A 23,241-nucleotide genomic window follows, 5' to 3' on the forward strand; every position below is an offset into this window, starting at 1 on the left:
TTACCTATTGTTGAGGTATTTTTAATTTTTGTCCTACCATCACACTGTTCCCGGAGATATTGTTTAATTTCTTAATGTCCTCGATGTTGGTGTGATAAGTTTGGGCAATCCGGAAAAGTGTTTCACCTGCTATCACCGTGTGGGTATGGTTACCTGCACTGATGTTTTGATTGACGGCGTCGTTGGAACTCTGGGCTTCAGGCTTTCTTACACGTAGCCGCTGGCCGGATTTCAGACGGTCCGAATCATCAAGGCCGTTCAGTTCCAGTAACTCTTTAATGGTCAAGCCATAAGCTTTTGAAACACTATAATAGGTCTGACCGGCCTGGACAACGTGAAATTCGCTTCCGAAGCTGGCGGCCTGCCGGGTTTCTTCCTTGATTTCTTCCGGAGTTTTGAATGTTTGTACAGGCTCAGTCCGGGTTACTTCAATTCGCTCAGGTATCGCTTTTTTCACTGGCTCCTCCGGAGTTTCAGCAATTTCCTTGAAGCCATTTTTAGTGACAATCAGTTTCTCTCCGGCGATCAAGCGGTTTCTGCTGGTTCTCTTGTTCAATTCCAGCAATTCACTTAAGGAGAGCTTATATTTTTCTGCAATGCCAAAATAGGTATCTCCAGGCTGAACAGTATGATAGGCATTCCTTTCCGCCACGTTGCCTTTTGCAGCTGCTTCTTTGGCCGCTCTTTCTTCTGCCGCCGCCTTTTGGCGTGCGTATACCGAGGTGGCTGGAGCGGTCGTACGGGTATCGTTCGGCGTAATCACCTTTGAAGGAACATCGGTTTTGGCAGTTGGTTTTTCTTCTTCTCCAGATCTAAAAGTTGCGTCCGTATTGTCCTGGGTGATAATTACCACGCGGTCATCGGCGTCGGCAGGCTGGGATTTGGAAGTGGTTGTTTTAGGAGCCGCAGCAACAGGAACGCTGCCGACAGCCGGAGTAGCTACAGTGCCCGACTCAGGGTTCTTTGTTGCAGCAGAGTTATCCGTTTTTTCGACCAATACCGGCGTGTATTTTTTTCTTCCAGAAGGCTTGTCGGGAATATTGCTGGCAGCTGCTGCGGCCGTCACAGGAGCTTTTTCCGGGGTAACCGCAATAACAGAGTCCTTTACCACCGATTTCGGCTGGGGCGGGGCGATGATTTCGACGGGTTGTTTTCTCGGACGCTTTTTCGTCAGAAAAACAACCTGGCCAGTTTGAATTGGATAATTACGACTGGTAATCCGGTTGAATTTCAAAAGGTTAACCAGGCGGATCCCGTACTGTTGCGATACACTATGCCAGGTATCTCCCGGTCTGGCAGTATGGAATGGGGTTGCTGCTTTTTTGTTTTTTCTGGCCAAATAATAAACATTGCCTGGTATAAGCTGCATTTCCGCCAGCATATCGTTGTAACGCATAAACTTGGGCATTCGCAAACCAGCAGCTTGGGCTAAGCTTTTGGGCTTATAGCCAGGAGGCGCTTCTATACCTGGCAGGCCGTTAATTTCATACAATTGAGGCGCATTCGGATCTTTTGGCTGAGACGCGGATTTTTTGAGAACAGGAAAACCAGTATCCTCATAAACCGACGCAACCGTGGTTTGCCGTGGCGGCAGCGATAATTTTTCTCTGACGGTGGCTACTTGGTCTAATGGCACAGGAAGCGTGATCAGATATTCACGGTCATTGGGGACTTTGTCGTCGAGTAGCCACTTGTTATAATTCCGCAGATCCGCGGCAGCAATGCCGAGAGAGTTCCCAATTTCATCAAACGTTTTTCCTTTGCCGAAATCCGATTCCATCAGAATGTAGGAGACCGGCGTTTTGTACCTGTCGATACCAGCTTCCAATGCGATTTTGTGCGCAAAGAAACGTAACATGTAGCGATCAGTCTTGGACGTAAGTGTTACCTCACGTGCATAGGCCCAGCTCGCCGGAACAACCTTTTTTACGCCGCCTGCACCCAGATAATAGGAATATAGTGTCGTTACCCAATTGTTGAACTGCTGGTTGTTTTTTTTGAGGTACCAAGCGGCGGCATGCGTGGAAGAACTGATGTTTTTTCTTTCATCGACCTCGCCATCAACCCGGAGGTTCAGTCCCCGTGCTGTTTCCGGTTTGAATTGCCAGTAGCCTACTGCATTGGAAGTGGATACAACATCCGGTTTAAAAGAACTTTCCTGAACGGCCAGGTATTTAAAGTCAATGGGAACTTCTTCATCCATCAAAATGCCTTCTACTATCGGGAAGTGAAGGATAGCTCTGTCCATTTTCTCTTCCCAGAACTTTTTATTGGACATCAGACTTTTTACATCCTCTTCGATCAGATTTTGCGCGCTCCGGTCAAATTTGACAGTGATGCCACCGAAGGAAACGCTGGCAGGGATTTCAGGGACGCTTTGCGCATTCAGGTTTCCCCCGCCTAAAGCGAATAAGATAAAAGCTAGTGTGACGTATTGGATTTGTATGAAAGTTCTTGCCATAAATAAATGGTGCTTGGCTTACTTAAGTAAATACCTATAATTTTTGAAGTATCATTAATCCGTCCCGAATGGGCAGGAGAACATTGGAGACGCGGGTGTCCTCATGAACCATCTGGTTGAAATCCAATAACGCCTGAGTGTCCTTGTCTATTTTTGCATTGGGTGGCTGTATCACTTTCCCGCTCCACAGGACGTTATCGGCGATCAGGAAACCTCCTGTTCTGACTTTCTCAAGACAAAGGTTAAAATAAGAAGAATAATTGATTTTATCTGCGTCAATAAAAACGAGATCGAATGTCTCTGACAACGATGGTACAATATCCAGGGCGTTACCGATCAGGTAGTCGATTGAATTTTCGAAAGGGCTCAGGCTGAAAAATTTCCGTGTAAAAGTTTCCAGCTCTTCATTGATATCGATAGTAACCAGTTTTCCGCCCGGCTGCAGTCCCTCACAAAGACATAATGCGGAGTAACCAGTGTACGTGCCGATTTCCAATATGCGATCCGGGCGGATCATCCGGGAAATAAAGGACAGGAAACGGCCTTGCAAGTGGCCCGATAACATGCGGGGACTAAGAATGTGGGCATGTGTGTCTCTATTCAAAGACTTCAGCAATTCGCTCTCATTCTCCGTATGCAATAAAGAATACTCCTCGATTTCCTCTGCCAAAAACTTCATTTCAAACCAATCTGAATCGACGCAATGTTAGTTATTCCATCATAAATTGGCTACTATGCGTTCAAGGTAAGTTCCGTAACCGCTTTTAACCAATGGTTTAGCAATTTCACGCAGCTGCTCTGCTGTAATAAAGTCCATCCGATATGCGATCTCCTCAATGCAGCCTACTTTTAGGCCCTGACGCTCCTCAATAACCTGAACAAACTGGCCTGCCTGCATAAGTGATTGGAAAGTTCCGGTATCGAGCCAGGCAGTTCCCCTGTTCAAAACGCCGACTTTCAGTTTTCCTTTTTCCAGATAAACACGGTTCACGTCCGTGATTTCAAGCTCCCCGCGTGGTGAAGGAGGGATGGTCTTGGCTATCTCGACCACATCGTTGTCGTAAAAATAAAGGCCGGGGACTGCGTAATTGGATTTGGGCTTTTCTGGTTTTTCTTCAATGGAAAGTACATTGTTGGATTTATCAAATTCCACAACTCCGTATCGCTCAGGATCATGTACCTGATAAGCAAAGATAACTCCTCCATCCGGATCATTATTGGATTGCAGAAGTTGGGATAATCCCGATCCATAGAAAATATTGTCTCCCAGGATCAACGCCACTTTATCATTCCCAATAAATTCTTCCCCTATTATAAATGCCTGTGCGAGACCATCGGGGCTCGGCTGAACCGCGTAGCTGAATGCACAGCCGAGGCGGCTGCCATCTCCAAGCAGTTTTTCAAAATGCGGCAGATCATGTGGCGTAGATATAATCAAAATTTCTCTTATCCCTGCCAGCATTAAGATGGATAAGGGATAATATATCATTGGTTTGTCATAAACCGGCATGAGTTGCTTGCTTACTGCCAATGTCAATGGATGCAACCTTGTTCCGGAGCCTCCAGCCAAAATAATTCCTTTCATAATATCAAGTTCAAATGAATGTAAGCCGACCTGGCTACCTGCCCGAATACATTTCGGTATAATACTTCTGATAATTGCCGGATGTGACGTTGTTCAGCCAGTCCTGATTGTTGAGGTACCAATCAACAGTCCGTTCCAATCCTTCCGCAAATTGAAGGGAAGGCTTCCAGCCAAGCTCAACTGAAAGTTTGGTCGCATCAATCGCGTAGCGAAGATCATGTCCTGCCCGGTCGGTCACATAAGTAATCAGTTTGGCAGTCTCTCCTTCTTGACGGCCGAGTTTGCGGTCCATGATGCTGCAAAGAAGCATGACCAGGTCAATGTTTTTCCATTCGTTATGGCCCCCGATATTGTAAGTCTCGCCGTTCACTCCATGATGGAAAATGACATCGATAGCGATCGCATGATCTTCTACGAATAGCCAATCCCTGATGTTCTCACCCTTTCCGTAAACAGGCAGTGGCTTTTTCTGAATGATATTGTGAATCATCAGAGGTATCAGTTTTTCGGGGAAATGATTGGGGCCATAGTTATTGGAGCAGTTGGAAATTACGACGGGCAATTTATAGGTATTATGGTACGCCCTTACAAAATGGTCGGACGAAGCTTTCGAAGCGGAATAAGGAGATCGAGGGTCATATTTCGTCGTTTCCACGAAAAACGTTCCTGGGTCATGCAACTCACCATATACCTCATCTGTAGAAACGTGGTAAAAACGGCGACCGGAAAAATCGTCTTTCCAAGCCTTTTTTGCTGCATTCAGAAGGTTCACAGTCCCGACCACATTCGTCATGACAAATGACATGGGATCCGTGATCGACCTGTCTACATGACTTTCTGCTGCGAGATGTACAATTCCGTGAAAATCGTTTTCACCGATCAGCTTGTCAATGAATTCGGCATCCACGATGTCGCCTTTTACAAAAGTGTAATTGGGCGCATTCTCTATATCTCTGAGATTTTCAAGATTACCTGCATAAGTGAGGGCATCCAGGTTATATATATGATAGTCAGGGTGGAAGTTGACGAAGCGTCGTACGACGTGCGATCCTATAAAACCTGCGCCGCCTGTGATTAAGATTTTCTTCATTGTTAAGAAGTTATTTTTAATTGCCAGTTCCACGCATCCCGGAGCGCATCCGCCATGGTTTTCTCAGCGTACCATTTCATTACATTGTTTACTTTATCGGATTGCGCATAAATCTTCTCCACATCGCCTTCCCTGCGTGGCCCGATTGTATAGTTCAGTTTTACTCCATTCACCTTTTCAAACGTGTTAATCAATTGTAAAACCGTGTAACCTTCGCCAGTTCCGACATTAAAAACGTCATAATAATTCGAATCACTTTGCGCTTCCAGCAATTCCAATGCTTTCACATGCGCTTTGGCCAGGTCCACCACATGTATGAAGTCGCGGATACAGGTACCGTCAGGCGTATTGTAATCGCTTCCGAACACGGTTAACGATTTGCGGAGACCAGCGGCAGTTTGCGTGATGTAAGGTACAAGGTTACTTGGCACGCCATTGGGCAGCTCGCCAATCAACGACGACTCATGAGCTCCGATCGGATTGAAATATCTTAAAGAAAGAGCCTTAATGCCGGGTGCGGAATGCACATGGTCCCTGATAATGTCTTCGGCAATCGCTTTGGTATTGCCGTAAGGTGAAGCAGCGGGCTGGCGAGGGGTGTTTTCTGTAACCGGTAGCTGCTCGGGTTGGCCATAAACTGTACATGAAGAAGAGAATACGAACTTATCAACGTTGAATTCCTTCATTGTTCTCAAAAGTACCAGCAGCGAAATAAGGTTGTTTTCGTAGTAGTTCAGCGGTTTTTCGACTGACTCTCCAACAGCCTTGTAGGCCGCGAAGTGGATAACCCCATCGAATTTTTCCTTTTCGAAAAGGCCTCTTACTTTTTCAGTGTCGTTGCAGTCTATCTTGTAAAATGGGAAATCCTTACCTGTTATTTCTTTAATACCTTCCAAAACACCGAGATTGGAGTTATACAGGTTATCAATAATGACTGGTTCGAACCCCGCTTTATCCAATTCAACAACGGTGTGGGAACCGATAAACCCAGCTCCTCCGGTAACGAGAATTTTCATGTGTTATGATCTAAATTTTTCTGAAATATCCTTGTTTGGGTCTTGGACGAAGACGGGTTCAGGTATGTAATTAAAAGGAATTTTGAGCACAGGAATATTAAAAACTGAAGGTTCCGTACCTTATTTTTTCCGGGCAAAAGTAGAAAATTTGACATCCATATAAAAAAAATGTTTTTATTTATCCGTTGGTTGTTAAATGCAGATTTGAGGAAAATGAACCAGAGAGAAATCAAAGCGCTGATATCGCTGCTTGATGACGAAGATCATGAAGTAAGCCAGCATGTTGAAGGAAAGATCTTGTCATTGGGAGGAAATGTGATTCCTTTTTTGGAGACAGAATGGGAGGAGAGTTTTAACCCAATTGTTCAGCGGAAAATTGAGGAATTGATCCATGAACTTCAGTTGAGCATCATGATAGAGCGCTTGCAGGCCTGGAAAAACGGGGGAGGTCTGGATCTTCTGGAAGGTTTATGGATCATCGCAACCTACCACTATCCCGACCTCTCAATGGAAAAGCTGAAAACGACGATCGAGCAGCTCTATTACGATATCTGGATACAGTTTCAGGAAGAAATGAATGCGGTGGACCAGGTGAAACGCATCAACGGCATCTTTTTCGGCATGATGAACTTCGCGGCGAATACCAAGAATTTTCATTCCCCATCCAATTCAATGATTAATGTGGTGCTGGAAAGCAGGAGGGGTAATCCTATTACACTTTGCGTGATTTATCTGTTGATCGCCCGCAAGCTCGGAATGCCCGTTTATGGTGTTAACCTGCCCAATTTGTTTGTACTGACCTATAAAAATGACAAGACGCAGTTTTATATCAATGTTTTCAACAGGGGTATTATCTTCTCCAAAACGGACATTGACCACTACATTGCGCAATTGAACATCAAATCCAAGGATATTTTTTATCAGCCTTGTACCAATCTAGAAATCGTCCAAAGGGTGCTGAGAAACCTGATTTTATCTTACGAAAAAACGAGTGAGCAGGATAAAATCAGGGAAATAGAAAAAATCCTGAAATCTACATTGGACGATCAGGATGATCACTGACTTACAGGGCTATGGCCAGACAATGGTTTTCGAACCATCTGACATGGATGTTGGATTTGACGAGTAGGGGCTCATCGGTCAGCTTACCTTGCAATATTTCGCTTGATTTTGAAAACGGGCTAATCCGGATAGCCTCTTTGAAGCTGATTTTTTTCTTGCCGTGTAATTTGTATAAAGCCTCTTTTGCCGACCAGTACATGCACAGCAAGGATACCTCATTTGCCGCATTTTCAAATTCCGGGATAGACAGGTATTTAGAAGACGTCCTTTGCAGTTTTTCGTCGCATTTTTCCATATCAATCCCAACAGCCGCTAAGGGATTCAATGCCACTGCAACAAATTCGAAAGTATGGGTAATGGAGATGTGGGAGTCATTATTGATCAGAAATGCCTTTCCATGCTCGTCCTTGTGAAGCCCTACATATGCGATGCCAAACTGTTCTGCGAGGGTTTTGATAAGGAGCCTGCTGGCCAGCCATTCACGAACTTTCTGAGGGTGGCTTATCACTTTCAGCTCTTCTGTAATGTAGCTGTCACCCAGCTTTTCCCTTAACTCACTTTCTGTTTCGGTCAGTTTCCAGAGCAGCAGCGTACAAGTTTCTCCAATCATTTCGGAATGAACGAGCGGCATAAGAATTCTGTTTACAATTTCTATTTTTGGTTACTTACTTTCCGTCACTAAACTAATCGGATGAATATTCGCAAAGTAGACACTTTTTCAGGTCATCGGGACAGTGTCTACACAATTATTTCTGATCGCTCCCTGCATGGTTTTTATTCCGCAGGCGGCGATGGCTTTGTCATTCAATGGGACTTGAACAAGCCCGATCTCGGGAAACTGGTCGCCAAGGCAGGAACATCTGTTTACGCGTTGGCTTTGGAAAAAAACAGGGACGCGCTTTGGATCGGTCAGAATTACGAGGGAGTACAAGTGCTCGATACGGCAAATAACCGGATTGAGAAAACGTCCAAACTGACCACCGCCGCCATATTTGATATCCAGATCTCGGACGAAAAAGCATTTCTGGCATTGGGCGATGGTGTTGTAATCGTCATGGACGTGGCTTCTTTTTCAGTCCAAAAGCATATCAAAGTATCGGATAAAAGCATCCGGACCATTGCATTCAATCCGGGCACCAATGAATTTGCCACCGGCGACAGCAATAGTAAGATCCATATTTTTGATATGGATGGTTTCAAATTAAAAAAGACGATCCAATCACATTCAAATTCGGTCTTTTCCGTTAAGTACTCACCGGACGGTAAATACCTTTTCACAACAGGGCGTGATGCGCACCTGAAAATATGGGATGTAAATGATGCATACGGCATTGTATCTGATATCCCAGCGCATTTGTATGCGATCAACGACATTGTATTTAGTCCCGACAGTACATTATTTGCCACCTGCAGCATGGATAAATCCATTAAGGTCTGGGATGCAGGTACCTTCCAACTTAGGAAAATAATCGACAGGGCGAGGTATGCTGGGCATGGCACATCGGTTAATAAACTCCTCTGGACCAGCTTTGAAAATCAGCTGATTTCGTGCAGCGACGACCGGATGATCTCGGTTTGGGAGGTCCTGAAATAGCATACTTATAATATGGTATTATTGGCAAATACTTTGAAAAATGACTCATATATCTTTAACTTACACGACTGTTTTTAAATAAGTAACAAAGCATTTAGCATCATGAAAATATCCGCTATAGAGATACGCAAGCATACTTTTGAAAAGATTTTCAGAGGTTACGACCCGGATGAAGTAGATGCTTTCCTGAATTCATTGTCACAGGAGTGGGAGCGGTTTTCGAGTGAAAACAACCTGCTGAAAATGCAGCTTGAATACGCTGAAAAGGAACTCAGTAAACTTAAAGACATAGAATCCACACTGTTCAGAACATTAAAAGCAGCAGAGGATACCAGCAAGCTGATCGAGAAAGAAGCGAATGAATTAGCAGAAAAAAGAATTGAAGAATCAAAGGTTACCGCAAGCGATTTGGTGATGGAGGCTGAAGCCAGAACGAGCCAGATCATCAGTCAGACGGAAGAACGCCTGAGACAATATAAAGAGGAATTTGCCGCCGAAATTAAAAAACAGGAAAGGGACTTCAAGGCCATTGAAAACTTCCGGGATAATCTGATCGTGCAGCTGACGTCCCTCGCGAATAATACCATTGATACCGTTGAGCGCTTCGAGCAGAAATATGATAAGGAGTCTGTTTTGAATAAAATGGAGGAGATTAAACAACATGTTTCTGAAATTGAAATCCCTAAAAAACCACTTTACTATATTTCGTCGGCAACAACCGAGGAAACGGAAGTGGACGAACCCGTTGCGGAAGTGAGCGTGTTGATGCATGATGATAAGCCAGATGTAGTTTTTGAGGTGATCGATACCGAGGGCAAGGTCGAAAGTGACGAGGAGGTATTGGCAGAAGCGGAATTAAAAGAACAAGAAATCCTGCAAAAAGCGGAGCCCGAACCCGAACCGGTTGAAGAAAAAATACAATACCGCACCAAAGAAACTGTCAAAACCGCGGCAGATGAGATGAGCGAAGTGCTGGCCGAAATGCATAAAACTGCCGAAAAAGCAAGGGAGACGTCTAATGGCGTTAACAGGCCACGCGAAAGTGCGCAACCCAAGAAATCAGGTGGCGGCGGCTCATTCTTTGATCAAATCTAGTCACATTGGGAACGATCAGCCTCGAAGGACTCGAATTTTTTGCTTACCACGGGTACTATCCAGAAGAACAGAGAATTGGTAACAAATACGCTTTGGACATCACCATTACTGCTGATTTCCGGGAAGCGGCGCAGAACGATAAACTGAGTGAAACGGTCAATTACGAGACCATATACCAGATTGCCTCCAAAGTGATGCAGGAACCCGCGAAATTACTAGAACATATTGGCTTCACGGTCATCGAGCGGATCAGGCAGCATTACCCGCTGGTCGCGAACATTACAGTCAGAGTATCCAAATTCAATCCGCCGGTAGGTGGGGTTTGTACCCGGGCGGTGATCACGATGGAAGGGTAGCAACAAAAAGGGGGCGGTTTTTAAACCACCCCTTTTTGTTAATATTCGTGTGGAAGATTAACATTAATCCGCTCATTCCACGGTAATCCGTGCTGGTTAAGCAATTCCATAAAAGGGTCCGGATTTAGTTCTTCTACATTGTAAACGCCGGGCTTCATCCATTCTTCATTCGTCAGCATCAGCATCGCGCCGATCATGGCAGGTACGCCGGTGGTGTAGCTTACTGCCTGCGCCCTCACTTCATGATAGCATTCGGCGTGATCACAGTTGTTCCACACATAATATGTCTTTTCTTCACCGTCTTCAATTCCTTTGATCTGGCATCCGATCGAAGTCTGGCCTGAGTAATTTTCTCCTAACGAATCCGGTGCAGGAAGCACTGCCTTCAGAAATTCCAGGGGAACGATATCCATTCCGTTAAATTTGATCGGCTTGATGCTCGTCATACCCACATTTTCAAGGACATTCAAATGCGTGATATAGGCTTGTCCGAAAGTCATCCAGAATCGCGCGCGTTTCAACGTTGGGAAATTTTTGACCAGCGATTCAAGCTCTTCATGATAAAGGACATAACTTTCCTTTGGCCCAATTCCGGGATATTCAATTGGCTTATGGATGGACATAGCGGGAATTTCAACCCACTCCCCATTTTCCCAGTAACGGCCCGGCTGCGTGATTTCACGAATGTTGATTTCGGGATTAAAATTGGTGGCAAATGCTTTCCCGTGATCTCCTGCATTACAGTCGATAATGTCCAGGTAATGCAGCTCGTCGAAGTGATGCTTGGCAGCGTATGCAGTAAAAACCTGTGTAACGCCAGGATCAAAACCGCAGCCAAGGACGGCCATCAGTCCGGCGTCCTTAAATCTTTGCTGATAAGCCCATTGCCAGCTGTACTCGAATTTAGCTACGTCTTTTGGTTCATAATTGGCGGTATCCAGATAATGAACACCGGTAGCCAGGCAGGCCTCCATGATTGTTAAATCCTGGTACGGCAGCGCGACATTGATTAAGACTTTTGGCTGAAATCGTTTGATGAGTAATACCGTTTCCGCAACGATATCGGCGTCCACCTGAGCGGTTTGGATCGTTACGCCATGCATTTCCAGAATTTCAGCGGCTATTTTGTCGCATTTTGCCTTCGTGCGGCTGGCCAGTAATATTTCGGTAAATACGTTGCTGTTCAATGCGCATTTATGTGTGACCACACTACCAACACCACCAGCACCAATGATAAGAACCTTGGACATTTTATTTGTTTTAAATTTCCGGCAAAGATAGAATGGCAGGTTAATTTTTCAATTTAAATTTCCGTTAACCAGTTTTATCATTTTGCCTTCGAAAGCCTGAACACTTGATGCCAGGCCAGGTCATCCACTTTCATCACCGGTCTATACCTTGTTTTTGAAATCCAAAGAAACACTGCTGGTTTGGACTGCGTTGTTATTTTCAAGAAACTTTCATCGCTCCGTCTTGCTCGTCAACGAAAAGCAGGCGGGGGTGCCAGGGCCTGTTTGATTTCAACAGGCAGAATAAAAGTCAGCGATGGAAAAGCTTTGTAGCGCTGGCTGTTTTCTTGGGATCTTCAGGTATGGGGCGGGTTTCATTTTGGTAAATGGCATGTCATAGCTTACAACGCGAGTGCAAGGGGGAACAGCGGCTGCAGTGAGGCTGTCTTCATGACGTTGAAGTTTCCTTTTGCAATGTTTTCAAAGCCCGTCTGCTTTGAAGGGCCCTTAAATAAGATGCTTCCAGATTATATCGTATACATCAACGGCATCCATTTCAGCTTTTCCCAGCGGAGAATCCGTAATGCAGACAGGATAATATTGCGGGGGGACGTTCGGGCTCCCGTGGGAACCTTTCACCAGGGTTGCATCCAAAGGGATCACATCCATCAGATACCGGAAACCCAATAATTTGCGCGCAAGCTTGTAACCGGCCCGGAGTTTAATGAATGGGTTCTTTGGGTCCATAAACATCTCAACAGGATCGTAGCCAGGTTTACGGTGGATATCGACCAGATGCGCATAGTCGGGTGCTTTCGCGTCATCAAGCCAGTAATAATAAGTAAACCAACTGTCAGGTTTGGCAACTACCACAATATCACCCGAGCGTTCGTGGTCAATGTGGTAGGCTTTTTGGGCCTCTTTATCCAAGATCAGATCGATACCGGAAGTTTTTTTCAAAACATTGACAACTTGTTCTTTGACTGTCGGATCATTGAGATAGACATGGGCAATCTGATGATCTGCTGCGGCAAATGCCTTCGACGCGCCTGGATCCAATAACTCGTACCAGCGCTCGGTCCTGACCGAAATAAGACCTTCGTTCCTCAATATCCGATTGATATGGATGGGGTTACTGACCGGATTAATGCCGTATTCGGAGAGCAGGATGATCTTCGCATTTTTGGCCTGGTAAAACTGAACTAATTCCTTGACGATATCATCAATCTCCTTAAGTTCCTTATCGATTTTGGAAAAGTCAGGGCCGAACTTTTGAAGACAATAATCCAGGTGCGGCAGATAAATCAGCGTAAGCGTAGGATCGTGCCTGTTATCAACCCACATGGATGCGTCAGCTATCCATTTGGTAGACTTGATATTGGCATTGGGCCCCCAAAAATTGAACAGCGGAAATTGGCCCAGGTCTTTTTGCAATTCATCCCGGAGTTCGGGAGGGTAGGAATAACAATCAGGTGCCTTAACGCCATCGGCATGGTATTGGGGGCGCGGGGTCACCGAAAAATCAGCGGAGGAATACATGTTGTACCACCAGAACATTTTGGAACAGGTAAAGCCAGGATCGAGTTTCTTGGCCGCGTCCCATATCTTTTCCCCTTTAACCAGCTTATTGGATTGTTTCCAGAATTTCACTTCCGAATCTTCGCGGTCGTACCAGCCATTTCCGACAATGCCGTTTTCCGCGGGCCATTTCCCGGTTACGTAAGTACTTTGTGAAGTAGTCGTGACTGCCGGAAGCACCGGCTTAATGGGAGTTAAATGTCTCTTTTTTAAATAATCTGCCAGAAACGGAGTATGCTCCCCGATCAGGTTGGCGCTGAGTGCCACAATATCAATAACAACGGTCTTATTCATGGTTCAGGGTTTTCTTGACCCATTCGATTTCTCTTACAATGGATTCACCGATGGGTTTTTGCATATCTTCGGGAAGTACGCCCCAGGTATAAGTCTCGACTTCCAGGTATGACGAAAATGGGTTTTCACAATGCAAAGCCAGAGTTTTAACGATATCACTTTGCGTCGATTCCAATACGCCATAGGAGTGAATAAACAATGGAACGTGAAAGTGTACGCGCCATTCCTCCTGGTTTTCGTCCCAATCGCCTAATGCCTCCGTGAGGTCGGGATAGTGGGTAAAAGTCTGATCTGCATTTCTGGCAACGACCTGATGCAGGTATACTGGTTCGTTGAAGGTCTCGATCGCCTTTATTTTGATCTCTTTTTCACTTGAAAAATTGACTTTAAGTGCGGAGCTTACCTGTATCCGGCCCACTTTAATTCCATTGGTATTGAGTGTTTCAACCAGTTCCAATGGATCCTCATATCCCACGGCTGCGTGACAGATATCATAGCAAAGCTGAATATGTCTGAGGATCAGTTCACGTGCTTTACCGGGTTCAAACCCATGTTTTTCAGATAGGTAAATAATGCCCTCAGAGAGCAATATTTCATTGTACCAGGTAACGAAATCCGAAATATTATCCAGCAAGCCGTCCGGTTCAGGCTCAATGTCCAGGTGGAGTAATTTACCTGTTTCTGCCTCGATACTGATCAGTTTGTCCAGTAATTGTAATATATGGTGGGTTGCTGTACGTGTGGCCTGGTACTTGTCTGCATCCGATTTCCACCATAACCGGTAGGAGAGTGGGGGAGTAGAGACACCGCCGTGCATTCCATCGGGGAGTAATTCAGCGAGGATACTGAACAGGCGGATGGTATATTCCAAACGGTCTGTGGTTGTCCAGTCGGGCGTATGCACATCGTCCTTTACAACGGTATTATGGAAACCGCCATAAGGAAAACCATTGATCACAAAAACATAAATGTCATTTTCAGCCAGCCATTCCTTGAATTCAAGAAGTACTTCGGGCCTGGTAAGTTCAATAGAAGCTTCGTTGGCGACGCGTAACCCCAATCCGAATGATTGCCCGGGAGCCAGTTGCTCGCGGATATAGGGGATATTTTCACGCAAAGACTTAAAATGGTCTGCCCATTTTTCGCCAGGGTGAATGTTACTGCAATACGTAAGGTGACCGTACGGGGTGATCATAGGGAATGGATAATTTTTGAACTTTCAAGATAATCAACCGATCGGGCGATCATATCTGCGTCCAGTTCATGCACTTCCACGCCACGGCCTATTTCTTCAAGAAGCATGATGGTCAGTCTCCCGCCCAAATGTTCTCGGAATTCCTGTAATCCGTTGCGAAGATTGATTTTGTCATTTTCGGCTAGTTTTGGATGATATAAATCAAAACCCAGCTTGTTTAAAACATCCAGTATTCTGTGGAGATCGGCCTCGGGAAGTTTTCCGGTTTTCTCAGCATATACACAATCCAATGCGATGCCAATCGCTACTGCTTCTCCGTGGCGAACCTGGAAATTAGTAAGATACTCAAGTTTATGAGCGGCCCAATGTCCAAAATCCAAAGGTCTTGATGAACCGAATTCAAATGGATCACCACCGGCGATATGGTCGGTATGCATTTCTGCACAACGGTGAACGAGGTAGGCCATCGCCGCTTCGTCACGGTTGGCAAGTGCCGTTGCGTGTTCCTCTATCCACTCAAAAAATGCCTTATCTTTGATCAGAGCGACTTTAATTGCCTCTGCAATCCCGCCCCGCCAGTCGCGGTCGTCCAATGTTCTCAGAAAAGTAAGGTCATTGAATACAGCTACCGGAGGCGCGAATGTGCCCAGGAAGTTCTTCTTGCCATTAAAATTGATGCTGTTTTTGACACCCACCCCCGAATCGTTTTGAGACAGGACCGTTGTTGGAATCCGTATCAGCTTAATCCCGCGGTGAGAAACCGCAGCAGCATAGCCCACAAGGTCGAGCACGGCTCCACCCCCGATACCAATCACAAATGAATGCCTGTCTATCCCGTAGATGTCTATAGCCTGTACCAGGAGTTCAAAAAGTTGCGGGTCATTCTTGGCAGCTTCACCGCCAGGTACTGTAATGATATTTGGCGCTAACTGAACAGTAGGGATTGAACTGGCGAAATAGTTATGAATTTGTCCGGTCAGATTTTCCTGGCATGCCGCAAATCCTTCATCCACAATCACCACGGCTTTGCGTTGAAAGCCTTCTTCGGTAAATGTTTTGAAAAAATCAGCCAGCATAGGATTTGACTGATGAAATAGATTTTCGGTGAAGAATACCGAATAGTTGTACGCTACTTTGAAACGTTGTTGTATGGTTTGCATTGAACTCGACATGCTATACTCCAGAATGCATTGATAGAAAGACTAAAATCCAGGGATATTCCCCTCATCCCAATTCCTTTTTTACCCTAAGTTACTGCGAAAACCTTTGCCAGAAGCATTGATAGCGGTAATAAAGCCAAAACTGCCAAGGCGAGGGGCCAGAATCCGAAGGCCACACACCACGACGCATTCATGACGATTAAAGAAATGACGCCTGCTTTGACCGCTTTCCCGATCATTGGGCCGATCGGGTTTTGAATGGCGTTCCAAAGCGGCCTGCCAATCAGCCAGGCATGTAAAAGAACAAACGGCCATGTAATAAGTATGTTTCCTTCGTGCTGCGAAATGCTCAGTTGTGCCGTCAGCACGATCAGGTATAGCAATGCTGCGATATATAATGTCCTCTTTTTACCGCCGTGGACTTCGTCCTGGCTGATCAATGTAATGGCGCCAATGTAGGCAATAGGCAATAAGGCAATAAGTCCCCATTTCTGAAACGATTCAGGCAAAACGCTCATGCCGAGAATCAGGTTAGCTCCCCGGCACATACCCATGGTCACCGGCCCGAAAAATACGTGATGTTTGGCAAAGCGGTTGTATAGGACCGTCAGCATGGCAATAATGATTGCAATCATACCGCTTTGCAAACTGAAAAGTGCTGCTGCAATAATCCCCAGGAACAATAAAGAGATGCCAAGCATTGCCGCCGATCTTAAAGGAACCCTGCCACTTGGAATAGGGCGTTCGGGACGTTCTACGGCATCCAGTCTCGCATCAAAAACATCGTTCAACACAACGCCGCCTCCATACAATCCAAGTGTGGAAACAACCAGAAATCCCGGGGTGAAGCTGGAAAACGTGAATTGCGCGATAGCCATCCCTGCCAGGATATCAGCCGCAGCAGTAACAAGATTGGCAGGACGGGTTAACTGAAGATAAGGCTTTAAGCTGCTCACGTTATCGGATGACCAGGGAGTCTTTTACATGAGCCGGCTGTTGCCCGCCTCGCAGGATACTATTACCGTGAAATTTCTCGCTTTGGTCAATGGTATAGCCGGATTCGAAGTCAGTGACATCAATCTGGCCGCTTTTCCCGAATGCATCGATCGCGTTTTGATAGGTAACAAGGCGAATGGTCTCATCCGAAATGCCACGCATTTTCATTAACGCTGCCGTTTTTGGAATTGCCAGAGGATCCGAAATGCCCCAATCTGCGGCTGAGTTGACCATAATCCGCTCAGGGCCATATTGCTCGACTACCTTAACCATGCGCTCATTTCCCATTTTAGTGAAAGGGTAAATGGTGAAAGCAGCCCAAAATCCCTGATCAAGAACACTTTTGACGGTTTCTTCATTATTATGATCGACGATCACCCACGAAGGATCAATACCATGTTCCAACGCAATGGACATGCTGCGCTCAGTTCCTTTTTTCTTATCTCGATGCGGTGTATGGATCTGGACAGGTAGTTTTGCTTCTTTTGCAAGCTCCAGTTGAAGGCGATAGTATTTTTCTTCTGCGGGTGTCTGGTCGTCGAAACCGATTTCGCCGACACCCACTACTCCTTCCTTATAAATATAGAGTGGAAGAATTTCCATTACCTGCTCGGCAAGGGGTTCATTATTAGCTTCCCGGGAATTGAGGCCCATGGTGCAATAATGCTTGATCCCGAACTGAGAAGAGCGAAATCTTTCCCAGCCAACAAGGCTGCTGTAATAATCTTTAAAGCTGGAAAGGCCGGTACGTGGCTGTCCGACCCAGAACGCAGGTTCAATCAACGCTACGATTCCAGCCTGGTGCATGGCCTGGTAATCATCGGTTGTCCGGGAGACCATATGGATATGCGGATCAAAAAAACGCATTCCCTTAATGAGGTCCCTGTAATCGTTCCAGGCAATATCGCGGTGTGCGGGTGCAGTTGCAACTTCTTCACTGTCTTCAAAGTGAGAAGGATTCGGGGCTGTTTCGTGATGGTTTAGGCACATAATTTTTAAATGTCAAAGTTCAAGATCGGCCCAGGTTACTTCGCCCGATTTGACTGATTTTTCCAGGTCTGTGTATTTGGCAAGTAAGTAATTTGCAGCGGGAAGACCGGAATCCGCGCATGCCAATGCAGCCGCTTTCTGGTCTCCCGGATTTTCGGAATCGAATAAATGTTGCATATCACCGAGTAGGCCCGGGTTCATATACTTTCCAACAAGCCGCCATACCTGTGGTGACACGGTGCGCCCGGCCGCCCAGCGTTCATGGGCAAAATCGGAAAGTGTCAAAGCCAGTTTTTCGTTGGCCCGGTTTTCCAGTCCTTCAATAAAGTGGATAGGCTTGTCATTGAAGATGGTCTTCAGCACCAGCTGGTTCCATGCGGGTTCATTGAAATACTTTTCGGGATAGGGATTGTGCAGTGCAATCGCATCAAAAACAAAACCCATATTGGAGCGGACCGCATCCGTGGCCCTGAAAAGCCATTGCTCTGGGTAGGAAAGAAGCGGTAATGCAGAGTAAAGCGCCACGAGCTCGTTCATTTCTGCAGTGTCGAAGAGCGTTTCGATGTTTTTGACATACTCACTCTTATCGGATGGATCAAGTTGGGTGAGAAGCCACACCCGGCTAAGCCTGACCAGCGACCAGCCGTCAACGGAAAATCCGTGCACTTCCGAACTAATTGCAAGCAGGGTTTCCTCTTTGGTATGAATGATTTTTTTTGGTAAAAACCGGGGAACAGCTACGAAGGCGGTCATCAATTCCAAAGAATCGGATGCCCCCTTTTGTTGCAGCCAGGCGGCTTCCGTGGCGGTGATGTTCCCGGCTACAATCTTCCAAAGCTTTTCTTTAATAATGTCTGACATAACGTTTGGCAATAAATCTGACTCACACGGAAATTTCCAGGCAAATCATTCTATGGGTTTGGGTATTCTGTAATAATGCGTCTTCAATTCAATAAAGTTTCCAACTAAGGCATTATAACGTTAACCCAACATGATAAGGATCATTTTAGGGCATTAATCTTGATTTTTTAATGAAAAACTAATCTTATCGTTGCTCAAAAATCAAATTCCTTGATCTCTATGTCATTCAGAAGATGTTGCGTCAGACTTTCGTGGTCTTTTTCGGACCCTTGTAAAGTCCAGCTTCCGGTGATGTGGTTTCCTGTGCGGCTCTGTTCTCCATAGAGGATTTTCAAGTTGTATACCTTGAACAGATTTTCGTACGTTTTGAGGGTTTTTTGCTGGTAAACGCACATCAGGCGATAATTGCGGATCTGGCTTTTTCTCCGGATAAACTGCTGCATGGGTGCCAGGATTACCAATGAAAGTCCTGCGATGATAAAAGTAGCAATGGATATTTCGTAAAATCCAGCGCCAATGCCCATTCCTAATGCTGCGGTAATCCAGACAACAGCAGCGGTCGTAATTCCAACAACCCGGTTATTTTCCCGAAAAATAATACCGGCACCAATAAAGCCGATACCAGTTACAATATTCGCGGCAATCCTGTCGGCGTCAGAACTGATTTTAATAGACAAAATAGTGAACAGCGTGGATCCGACTGCAATCAGGATCATGGTCCTCAGCCCGGCCGATTTGCTGCGATACTCACGCTCGGTGCCAATGATTGCGCCCAGAAAAAATGATAAGAGTAGTTTGTAGATGTCTTCGGGTAAGAGCTCCATTTTGTTTACGCCGCAGCTGTTTTTGTTTCAACCCAGCTAATGAGTTTTTCGGCTTCCTCCATTCCAATTTTGGCTAATTCGGCGCTCTTTGCTCCATCGTAAGCCATGTCCAAATGGAGAACCTGATATGCTGTCAGAAATGAATTAAGTATTTGTTTATCCATAAAAGCCAAATGTTGCTTATACCAGTCGACATCTTTACAACCTTTCGTCTTTTTGCCGAGGAGATTATCCAGAACCAATAATATGCCGGCGTAAGCAGTGTGGCCTGCCATTTTTACATATTTTGGGTCCTGATAATAGCCGTCTTCTTTACTGGCCTTTTCACTTAAAATTTCTTTCGCGTTACTTAAATACCGCCTTGCTTCTTGTACTGTGCTCATTTTTTAGAGTGTATGTTAGATAAGTGCCAAATCTACAAAACATAACTATTGCAGTAGTAATCTGAAACCCCTCAATTTCGATTGACCTCAGCTACGAAGCGTACGACGTAGGTCGACAATTTTTGTCACCAGTAATTTAATTTGTAAAATTACGTTTATATTGTTCTAAAATTCTGGACAAACCCGGTTTAACACAACGGTTCATCGGCTTTGTTCAGATTTGTTTATAGATACCAATAAGAAGTGCCTAACTACCATATTTTCATGAAAAGACTGTTTCTGCTTGCTTTTGCATTGATCCCTTTTGTCGTCTCGGCTTCGCCCAAATACTGGATTTACCTGAAAAGTAAAGATTTAAACACAAGGCCGGCAGTTTCTGCACAAACAATCGAAACCCGCCAAAAATTAGGGCTGTTACTCTCCGACGAAACCGATTTCCCAATCAAAAAAGACTACGAACAGGCACTTCGAGAACAGTCTGTCAACATTATCAATCGTTCCAAATGGCTTAACGCTGTTTCAGCTGTTTTGACGAGCGAGCAGGCGATGAAAGTGAGGGAGCTCGATTTTGTAAAGGAAGTGGTACCCATTGATCCGGGGTTTTATATTGCCAGTACCAAGGGTGTGGAAAAGGCCCAAATGGCTCCTGTCATGTCACAGGTACAGGCTAGTGCATTTTTAAAAGAGGGCATCACGGCAAAAGACGTAACTATAGGCGTTATTGACGCGGGTTTTTACGGCGCAGATTCGTCCTACTCCCTAACTCAGATTTTCTCCAATAACAGGATTCTGGGCATCCGTGATTACGTAAAACCAGGCCGCCCGGGCCACTTGCTTTTCAGCACTGCCGAATCGTTTTCTGATATGCATGGGACAGAGGTACTGGCTGCAATTGCAGGAATTGACTTTCAGGACCAGATACAGTACGGCATGGCAACCAATGCTAAGTTTTACCTGGCCAGAACGGATTACTCGATGAGAGAATACAGAGGTGAAGAGGATAACTGGATTGCGGCCATGGAATGGATGGACAGTCTGGGCGTGCGTTTAATCAATACTTCTTTAGGGTATGCAAAAGGATTTTCAGACCCGAAAGAAAATTATACGCCGGCTCAAATGGACGGAAAAACCAGCGCAATTAGCCGCGCAGCCCAGATCGCCTCTGATCGAAAGGGGATCATGTTGATCGTTTCAGCTGGAAATGAAGGCGATGACAAGAGCTGGGAAATCGTTTCTGCCCCTGCAGATGCAAAAGGCGTCCTGTCGGTGGGTGCAACCAACGGTAAGCTTTGGAACCGGATCGGATACAGCAGCACTGGCCCTGAATTTTTGAATTATGTCAAACCCAATGTTTCTTGTTTTTCACTGTACGGCACATCTCTTTCAGCTCCGGTGATCACCGGCTTTGCAGCATGCCTGTTGCAGGCAAATCCAAAGCTGACGAATAAAGAATTGATTTCACTGATCGAGAAATCGTCACATTTGTATCCCTACGGGAATAATTTTGTAGGTTATGGCGTGCCGCAAGCGTCGCGGGCGCTCGCCCTGGCAAAAGCACCGTATCTGCCCAACAATGCCAAGCTGATCAATGCGAAAGGACGCTCTTGCGAAGTAGAAGTGACCAGCTCGGACGCTATGGTTGCCATTTATCGTAAGAAAAACGATAAAGACGTTCTGGCGCAGCAGGTTGCAAAAGTGCAGAACGGAAAAATTTCCCTTAAGCGTCAGAATAACGAGAAGTTTACCACGATCGACCTCAGGGACTATGTGATCGAAGTGGCTTGGGATTAATTTCAGGGCGACTTTCTTAGCCGTGCTTCTTCCAGGTCCAGCTCACGCTCTTTGATCCTGATCAGTTCATCGGAGCAGACTTTCTCACGACGTAGTTTCTGAATTTCCGCCCGTTTCACATCAATGATCTCAACCAACATGGTCCGGTATTTTCTCACCATGCTTTTGGATGGCGTATCTTCGATGTGCAGCATTTTGGCGTCGGCCATTTGGATGATCTTTTCATAACGGTCTTTCAAAAGTCGGAAAGGCTCAAATTCCTGTATTTCACCATCGTAGTTGGACCGCATATAGTCCAGGCTGACGGTAGCTAACCTGGAATTCATCATTGCATTTTGTTCTTCCAGGTTCTCGCCGTCGTCTTCTATTTGCAACCAGCGAAGCATCACGGGTAAGCTCAGTCCCTGTAATACGAGTGTAAACAGGATCACTACAAAAGTGATAAACAGGATCAGGTCCCGGTGGGGAAACGCAGCGCCATTCAGGACAAGTGGTACCGACAGCGCGGAGGCAAGTGAAACAACACCCCGCATTCCGCTCCATGCCACAACAAACACAGTTTTCCAGCTCGGTCTCTTCTCTCTCGTCCGGATCGATTTAACTAAAATACGAGGCAGGTAGGTGGCCGGATATACCCAGATAATCCGTATCACGATCGCGGCCAGGCTGATGGTCACCGAGTAGCCGATCACTTCCTGAACGGTATAACCTCCCAGCCCGTTCACCACTTCCGGCAACTGCAGGCCGATCATAATAAAGACAATTCCGTTTAACAGGAAAATAATGGTTTCCCAGACGTACGTACTTTGCATTCTGGACTGGTAGGAGAAAATCTCGTGGGCACGGAAGCTTAAAAATAATCCGCCACTGACTACTGCGAGAACGCCGGAATACTGAAAGTGCTCCGCAGCAATGTACATGAGATAGGGTGAAATAAAGGTAAGGGCAGTGTCGATGCTGGGCGTGGTCGGGAAAAACCGGTGAACCACATACAGCACATGGGCGATCGCCAGGCCTATGATAATACCCATTACGGAAACTGTAAAAAAATCCACCCCGGTTTTCCACAGGACGAATTTGCCAGTTGCAACGGCGGCCAGCGCTACCCGGAGCACAATGAGAGAGGAAGCATCATTTACAAGACTTTCCCCTTCCAGAATAGTCACGATGCGTTTTGGGACCTTCAAGCCTTGTAAGACCGACGTGGCCGCAACAGCGTCGGGAGGGGAAATAATCCCGCCCAATACGAAACCCATTGCCAAAGTAAAGCCGGGGATCATGGCATGGGAAAGATAGGCGACCGCGGTGGCGGTGAAAACAACGAGCCCGATAGACAGCATAAGTATAGGCCGCTTCCAGAACCAAAAATCTTTCCAGGAAGTGTTCCAGGCGGCCATGTACAAAAGTGGCGGCAAAAAAATGAGGAATATAAGATCGGGTTCCAATTGCACGTGCGGCATGCCGGGAATAAAACTGATCAGCAAACCCGCAATGACTAAAAAAATAGGGTAGGAAACGCCAATTTTCTCACTTACCATGGTTAACATGGAAACAACGAAAAGCAGCGAAATAATTAGCAATAAATTGTCATGGATCATGTTATGAGATAAAGGTTCTTGAGTATAAAAGCATAGCAACCAAGGATTTTACATCCATTAACTTTTGCGTGGGCACGAGCACG

General features: G+C 45.8%; 21 protein-coding genes. 5 read left to right on the forward strand and 16 right to left on the reverse strand.

Annotated elements, in window-relative coordinates; all coding sequences use genetic code 11:
• Positions 1 to 4 precede the first annotated feature (4 nt).
• The 5 genes from AC1XUF_RS10695 to galE are packed head-to-tail and all read right to left on the reverse strand — an operon-like array spanning position 5 to position 6,152.
• The gene (locus AC1XUF_RS10695) at positions 5 to 2,461 is read right to left on the reverse strand and encodes a LysM peptidoglycan-binding domain-containing protein (protein ID WP_483341776.1); all 2,457 of its coding nucleotides are present in this window, start codon (positions 2,459 to 2,461) and stop codon (positions 5 to 7) included.
• A 34-nt stretch (positions 2,462 to 2,495) separates the two neighbouring features.
• Complete coding sequence (locus AC1XUF_RS10700; RefSeq protein ID WP_483341777.1) at positions 2,496 to 3,140, reverse strand: O-methyltransferase; 645 nt, start codon at positions 3,138 to 3,140, stop codon at positions 2,496 to 2,498.
• A gap of 39 nt (positions 3,141 to 3,179) precedes the next feature.
• Complete coding sequence (gene rfbA, locus AC1XUF_RS10705) at positions 3,180 to 4,046, reverse strand: glucose-1-phosphate thymidylyltransferase RfbA (RefSeq protein WP_483341778.1); 867 nt, start codon at positions 4,044 to 4,046, stop codon at positions 3,180 to 3,182.
• A gap of 34 nt (positions 4,047 to 4,080) precedes the next feature.
• Positions 4,081 to 5,136: a dTDP-glucose 4,6-dehydratase gene (gene rfbB, locus AC1XUF_RS10710; protein WP_483341779.1), complete on the reverse strand. Its 1,056-nt coding sequence runs from the start codon at positions 5,134 to 5,136 to the stop codon at positions 4,081 to 4,083.
• Positions 5,137 to 5,138: 2 nt separating this feature from the next.
• The gene (gene galE, locus AC1XUF_RS10715; RefSeq protein ID WP_483341780.1) at positions 5,139 to 6,152 is read right to left on the reverse strand and encodes a UDP-glucose 4-epimerase GalE; all 1,014 of its coding nucleotides are present in this window, start codon (positions 6,150 to 6,152) and stop codon (positions 5,139 to 5,141) included.
• Between the two features lie 213 nt (positions 6,153 to 6,365).
• Between galE and AC1XUF_RS10720 the strand changes: the two genes are divergently transcribed.
• Positions 6,366 to 7,214 (forward strand): transglutaminase-like domain-containing protein, encoded by an 849-nt coding sequence (locus AC1XUF_RS10720; protein ID WP_483341781.1) that lies wholly within the window; start codon positions 6,366 to 6,368, stop codon positions 7,212 to 7,214.
• A 1-nt stretch (position 7,215) separates the two neighbouring features.
• On the opposite strand, the gene AC1XUF_RS10725 is transcribed toward AC1XUF_RS10720, so the two are convergent.
• On the reverse strand, positions 7,216 to 7,845 hold the full coding sequence (locus AC1XUF_RS10725) for a 4'-phosphopantetheinyl transferase family protein (protein WP_483341782.1): 630 nt from the start codon (positions 7,843 to 7,845) through the stop codon (positions 7,216 to 7,218).
• A gap of 60 nt (positions 7,846 to 7,905) precedes the next feature.
• Here AC1XUF_RS10725 and AC1XUF_RS10730 point away from each other — a divergent pair, with 60 nt between their 5' ends.
• The 3 genes from AC1XUF_RS10730 to folB all read left to right on the forward strand — a co-directional run bounded on the left by AC1XUF_RS10730 (position 7,906) and on the right by folB (position 10,259).
• Positions 7,906 to 8,808, forward strand: a complete 903-nt coding sequence (locus tag AC1XUF_RS10730; RefSeq protein WP_483341783.1) for a WD40 repeat domain-containing protein — start codon at positions 7,906 to 7,908, stop codon at positions 8,806 to 8,808.
• A gap of 102 nt (positions 8,809 to 8,910) precedes the next feature.
• Positions 8,911 to 9,903: a DivIVA domain-containing protein gene (locus tag AC1XUF_RS10735; RefSeq protein WP_483341784.1), complete on the forward strand. Its 993-nt coding sequence runs from the start codon at positions 8,911 to 8,913 to the stop codon at positions 9,901 to 9,903.
• Between the two features lie 5 nt (positions 9,904 to 9,908).
• Positions 9,909 to 10,259 carry a dihydroneopterin aldolase gene (folB, locus tag AC1XUF_RS10740; RefSeq protein WP_483341785.1) on the forward strand — a complete coding sequence of 117 codons (351 nt, stop codon included), beginning with the start codon at positions 9,909 to 9,911 and terminating at the stop codon, positions 10,257 to 10,259.
• Between the two features lie 38 nt (positions 10,260 to 10,297).
• On the opposite strand, the gene AC1XUF_RS10745 is transcribed toward folB, so the two are convergent.
• The 9 genes from AC1XUF_RS10745 to AC1XUF_RS10785 all read right to left on the reverse strand — a co-directional run bounded on the left by AC1XUF_RS10745 (position 10,298) and on the right by AC1XUF_RS10785 (position 19,769).
• Positions 10,298 to 11,509 (reverse strand): saccharopine dehydrogenase family protein, encoded by a 1,212-nt coding sequence (locus AC1XUF_RS10745; RefSeq protein ID WP_483341786.1) that lies wholly within the window; start codon positions 11,507 to 11,509, stop codon positions 10,298 to 10,300.
• A gap of 486 nt (positions 11,510 to 11,995) precedes the next feature.
• Positions 11,996 to 13,360, reverse strand: coding sequence for an alkaline phosphatase family protein (locus tag AC1XUF_RS10750; protein ID WP_483341787.1), 1,365 nt, complete (start codon positions 13,358 to 13,360; stop codon positions 11,996 to 11,998).
• Positions 13,353 to 14,555: a metabolite traffic protein EboE gene (eboE, locus tag AC1XUF_RS10755; protein ID WP_483341788.1), complete on the reverse strand. Its 1,203-nt coding sequence runs from the start codon at positions 14,553 to 14,555 to the stop codon at positions 13,353 to 13,355. Before eboE ends, AC1XUF_RS10750 begins: the two co-directional genes overlap by 8 nt.
• The gene (locus tag AC1XUF_RS10760; RefSeq protein WP_483341789.1) at positions 14,552 to 15,715 is read right to left on the reverse strand and encodes a 3-dehydroquinate synthase; all 1,164 of its coding nucleotides are present in this window, start codon (positions 15,713 to 15,715) and stop codon (positions 14,552 to 14,554) included. Before AC1XUF_RS10760 ends, eboE begins: the two co-directional genes overlap by 4 nt.
• An 86-nt stretch (positions 15,716 to 15,801) precedes the next feature.
• The gene (gene eboC, locus AC1XUF_RS10765; RefSeq protein WP_483341790.1) at positions 15,802 to 16,671 is read right to left on the reverse strand and encodes a UbiA-like protein EboC; all 870 of its coding nucleotides are present in this window, start codon (positions 16,669 to 16,671) and stop codon (positions 15,802 to 15,804) included.
• Between the two features lies 1 nt (position 16,672).
• Positions 16,673 to 17,701 carry a TatD family hydrolase gene (locus tag AC1XUF_RS10770; RefSeq protein ID WP_483341791.1) on the reverse strand — a complete coding sequence of 343 codons (1,029 nt, stop codon included), beginning with the start codon at positions 17,699 to 17,701 and terminating at the stop codon, positions 16,673 to 16,675.
• A gap of 12 nt (positions 17,702 to 17,713) precedes the next feature.
• Positions 17,714 to 18,562, reverse strand: coding sequence for an EboA domain-containing protein (locus AC1XUF_RS10775; protein ID WP_483341792.1), 849 nt, complete (start codon positions 18,560 to 18,562; stop codon positions 17,714 to 17,716).
• A 194-nt stretch (positions 18,563 to 18,756) separates the two neighbouring features.
• Positions 18,757 to 19,386 (reverse strand): MgtC/SapB family protein, encoded by a 630-nt coding sequence (locus AC1XUF_RS10780; protein ID WP_483341793.1) that lies wholly within the window; start codon positions 19,384 to 19,386, stop codon positions 18,757 to 18,759.
• A gap of 5 nt (positions 19,387 to 19,391) precedes the next feature.
• Complete coding sequence (locus tag AC1XUF_RS10785; RefSeq protein ID WP_483341794.1) at positions 19,392 to 19,769, reverse strand: DUF5618 family protein; 378 nt, start codon at positions 19,767 to 19,769, stop codon at positions 19,392 to 19,394.
• 264 nt (positions 19,770 to 20,033) lie between these two features.
• On the opposite strand from AC1XUF_RS10785, the gene AC1XUF_RS10790 reads away from it, so the two are divergent.
• The gene (locus AC1XUF_RS10790; RefSeq protein WP_483341795.1) at positions 20,034 to 21,560 is read left to right on the forward strand and encodes a S8 family serine peptidase; all 1,527 of its coding nucleotides are present in this window, start codon (positions 20,034 to 20,036) and stop codon (positions 21,558 to 21,560) included.
• Between the two features lie 2 nt (positions 21,561 to 21,562).
• Here AC1XUF_RS10790 and AC1XUF_RS10795 read toward each other — a convergent pair whose 3' ends face one another.
• Entirely contained in the window at positions 21,563 to 23,158 is a 1,596-nt protein-coding gene (locus tag AC1XUF_RS10795) for a Na+/H+ antiporter (protein ID WP_483341796.1), read from the reverse strand.
• Positions 23,159 to 23,241 lie beyond the last annotated feature (83 nt).

Source organism: Dyadobacter sp. HNCC25DJ185 (assembly GCF_056895195.1).

Excerpts from the sequence above, each read along its gene's own strand:
- AC1XUF_RS10695 (WP_483341776.1), bottom strand. The coding sequence starts at position 2,461 with ATGGCAAGAACTTTCATACAAATCCAATACGTCACACTAGCTTTTATC.
- AC1XUF_RS10700 (WP_483341777.1), bottom strand. The coding sequence starts at position 3,140 with ATGAAGTTTTTGGCAGAGGAAATCGAGGAGTATTCTTTATTGCATACG.
- rfbA (WP_483341778.1), bottom strand. The coding sequence starts at position 4,046 with ATGAAAGGAATTATTTTGGCTGGAGGCTCCGGAACAAGGTTGCATCCA.
- rfbB (WP_483341779.1), bottom strand. The coding sequence starts at position 5,136 with ATGAAGAAAATCTTAATCACAGGCGGCGCAGGTTTTATAGGATCGCAC.
- galE (WP_483341780.1), bottom strand. The coding sequence starts at position 6,152 with ATGAAAATTCTCGTTACCGGAGGAGCTGGGTTTATCGGTTCCCACACC.
- AC1XUF_RS10720 (WP_483341781.1), top strand. The coding sequence starts at position 6,366 with ATGAACCAGAGAGAAATCAAAGCGCTGATATCGCTGCTTGATGACGAA.
- AC1XUF_RS10725 (WP_483341782.1), bottom strand. The coding sequence starts at position 7,845 with ATGCCGCTCGTTCATTCCGAAATGATTGGAGAAACTTGTACGCTGCTG.
- AC1XUF_RS10730 (WP_483341783.1), top strand. The coding sequence starts at position 7,906 with ATGAATATTCGCAAAGTAGACACTTTTTCAGGTCATCGGGACAGTGTC.
- AC1XUF_RS10735 (WP_483341784.1), top strand. The coding sequence starts at position 8,911 with ATGAAAATATCCGCTATAGAGATACGCAAGCATACTTTTGAAAAGATT.
- AC1XUF_RS10745 (WP_483341786.1), bottom strand. The coding sequence starts at position 11,509 with ATGTCCAAGGTTCTTATCATTGGTGCTGGTGGTGTTGGTAGTGTGGTC.
- AC1XUF_RS10750 (WP_483341787.1), bottom strand. The coding sequence starts at position 13,360 with ATGAATAAGACCGTTGTTATTGATATTGTGGCACTCAGCGCCAACCTG.
- eboE (WP_483341788.1), bottom strand. The coding sequence starts at position 14,555 with ATGATCACCCCGTACGGTCACCTTACGTATTGCAGTAACATTCACCCT.
- AC1XUF_RS10760 (WP_483341789.1), bottom strand. The coding sequence starts at position 15,715 with ATGCAAACCATACAACAACGTTTCAAAGTAGCGTACAACTATTCGGTA.
- AC1XUF_RS10770 (WP_483341791.1), bottom strand. The coding sequence starts at position 17,701 with ATGTGCCTAAACCATCACGAAACAGCCCCGAATCCTTCTCACTTTGAA.
- AC1XUF_RS10775 (WP_483341792.1), bottom strand. The coding sequence starts at position 18,562 with ATGTCAGACATTATTAAAGAAAAGCTTTGGAAGATTGTAGCCGGGAAC.
- AC1XUF_RS10780 (WP_483341793.1), bottom strand. The coding sequence starts at position 19,386 with ATGGAGCTCTTACCCGAAGACATCTACAAACTACTCTTATCATTTTTT.
- AC1XUF_RS10785 (WP_483341794.1), bottom strand. The coding sequence starts at position 19,769 with ATGAGCACAGTACAAGAAGCAAGGCGGTATTTAAGTAACGCGAAAGAA.
- AC1XUF_RS10790 (WP_483341795.1), top strand. The coding sequence starts at position 20,034 with ATGAAAAGACTGTTTCTGCTTGCTTTTGCATTGATCCCTTTTGTCGTC.
- AC1XUF_RS10795 (WP_483341796.1), bottom strand. The coding sequence starts at position 23,158 with ATGATCCATGACAATTTATTGCTAATTATTTCGCTGCTTTTCGTTGTT.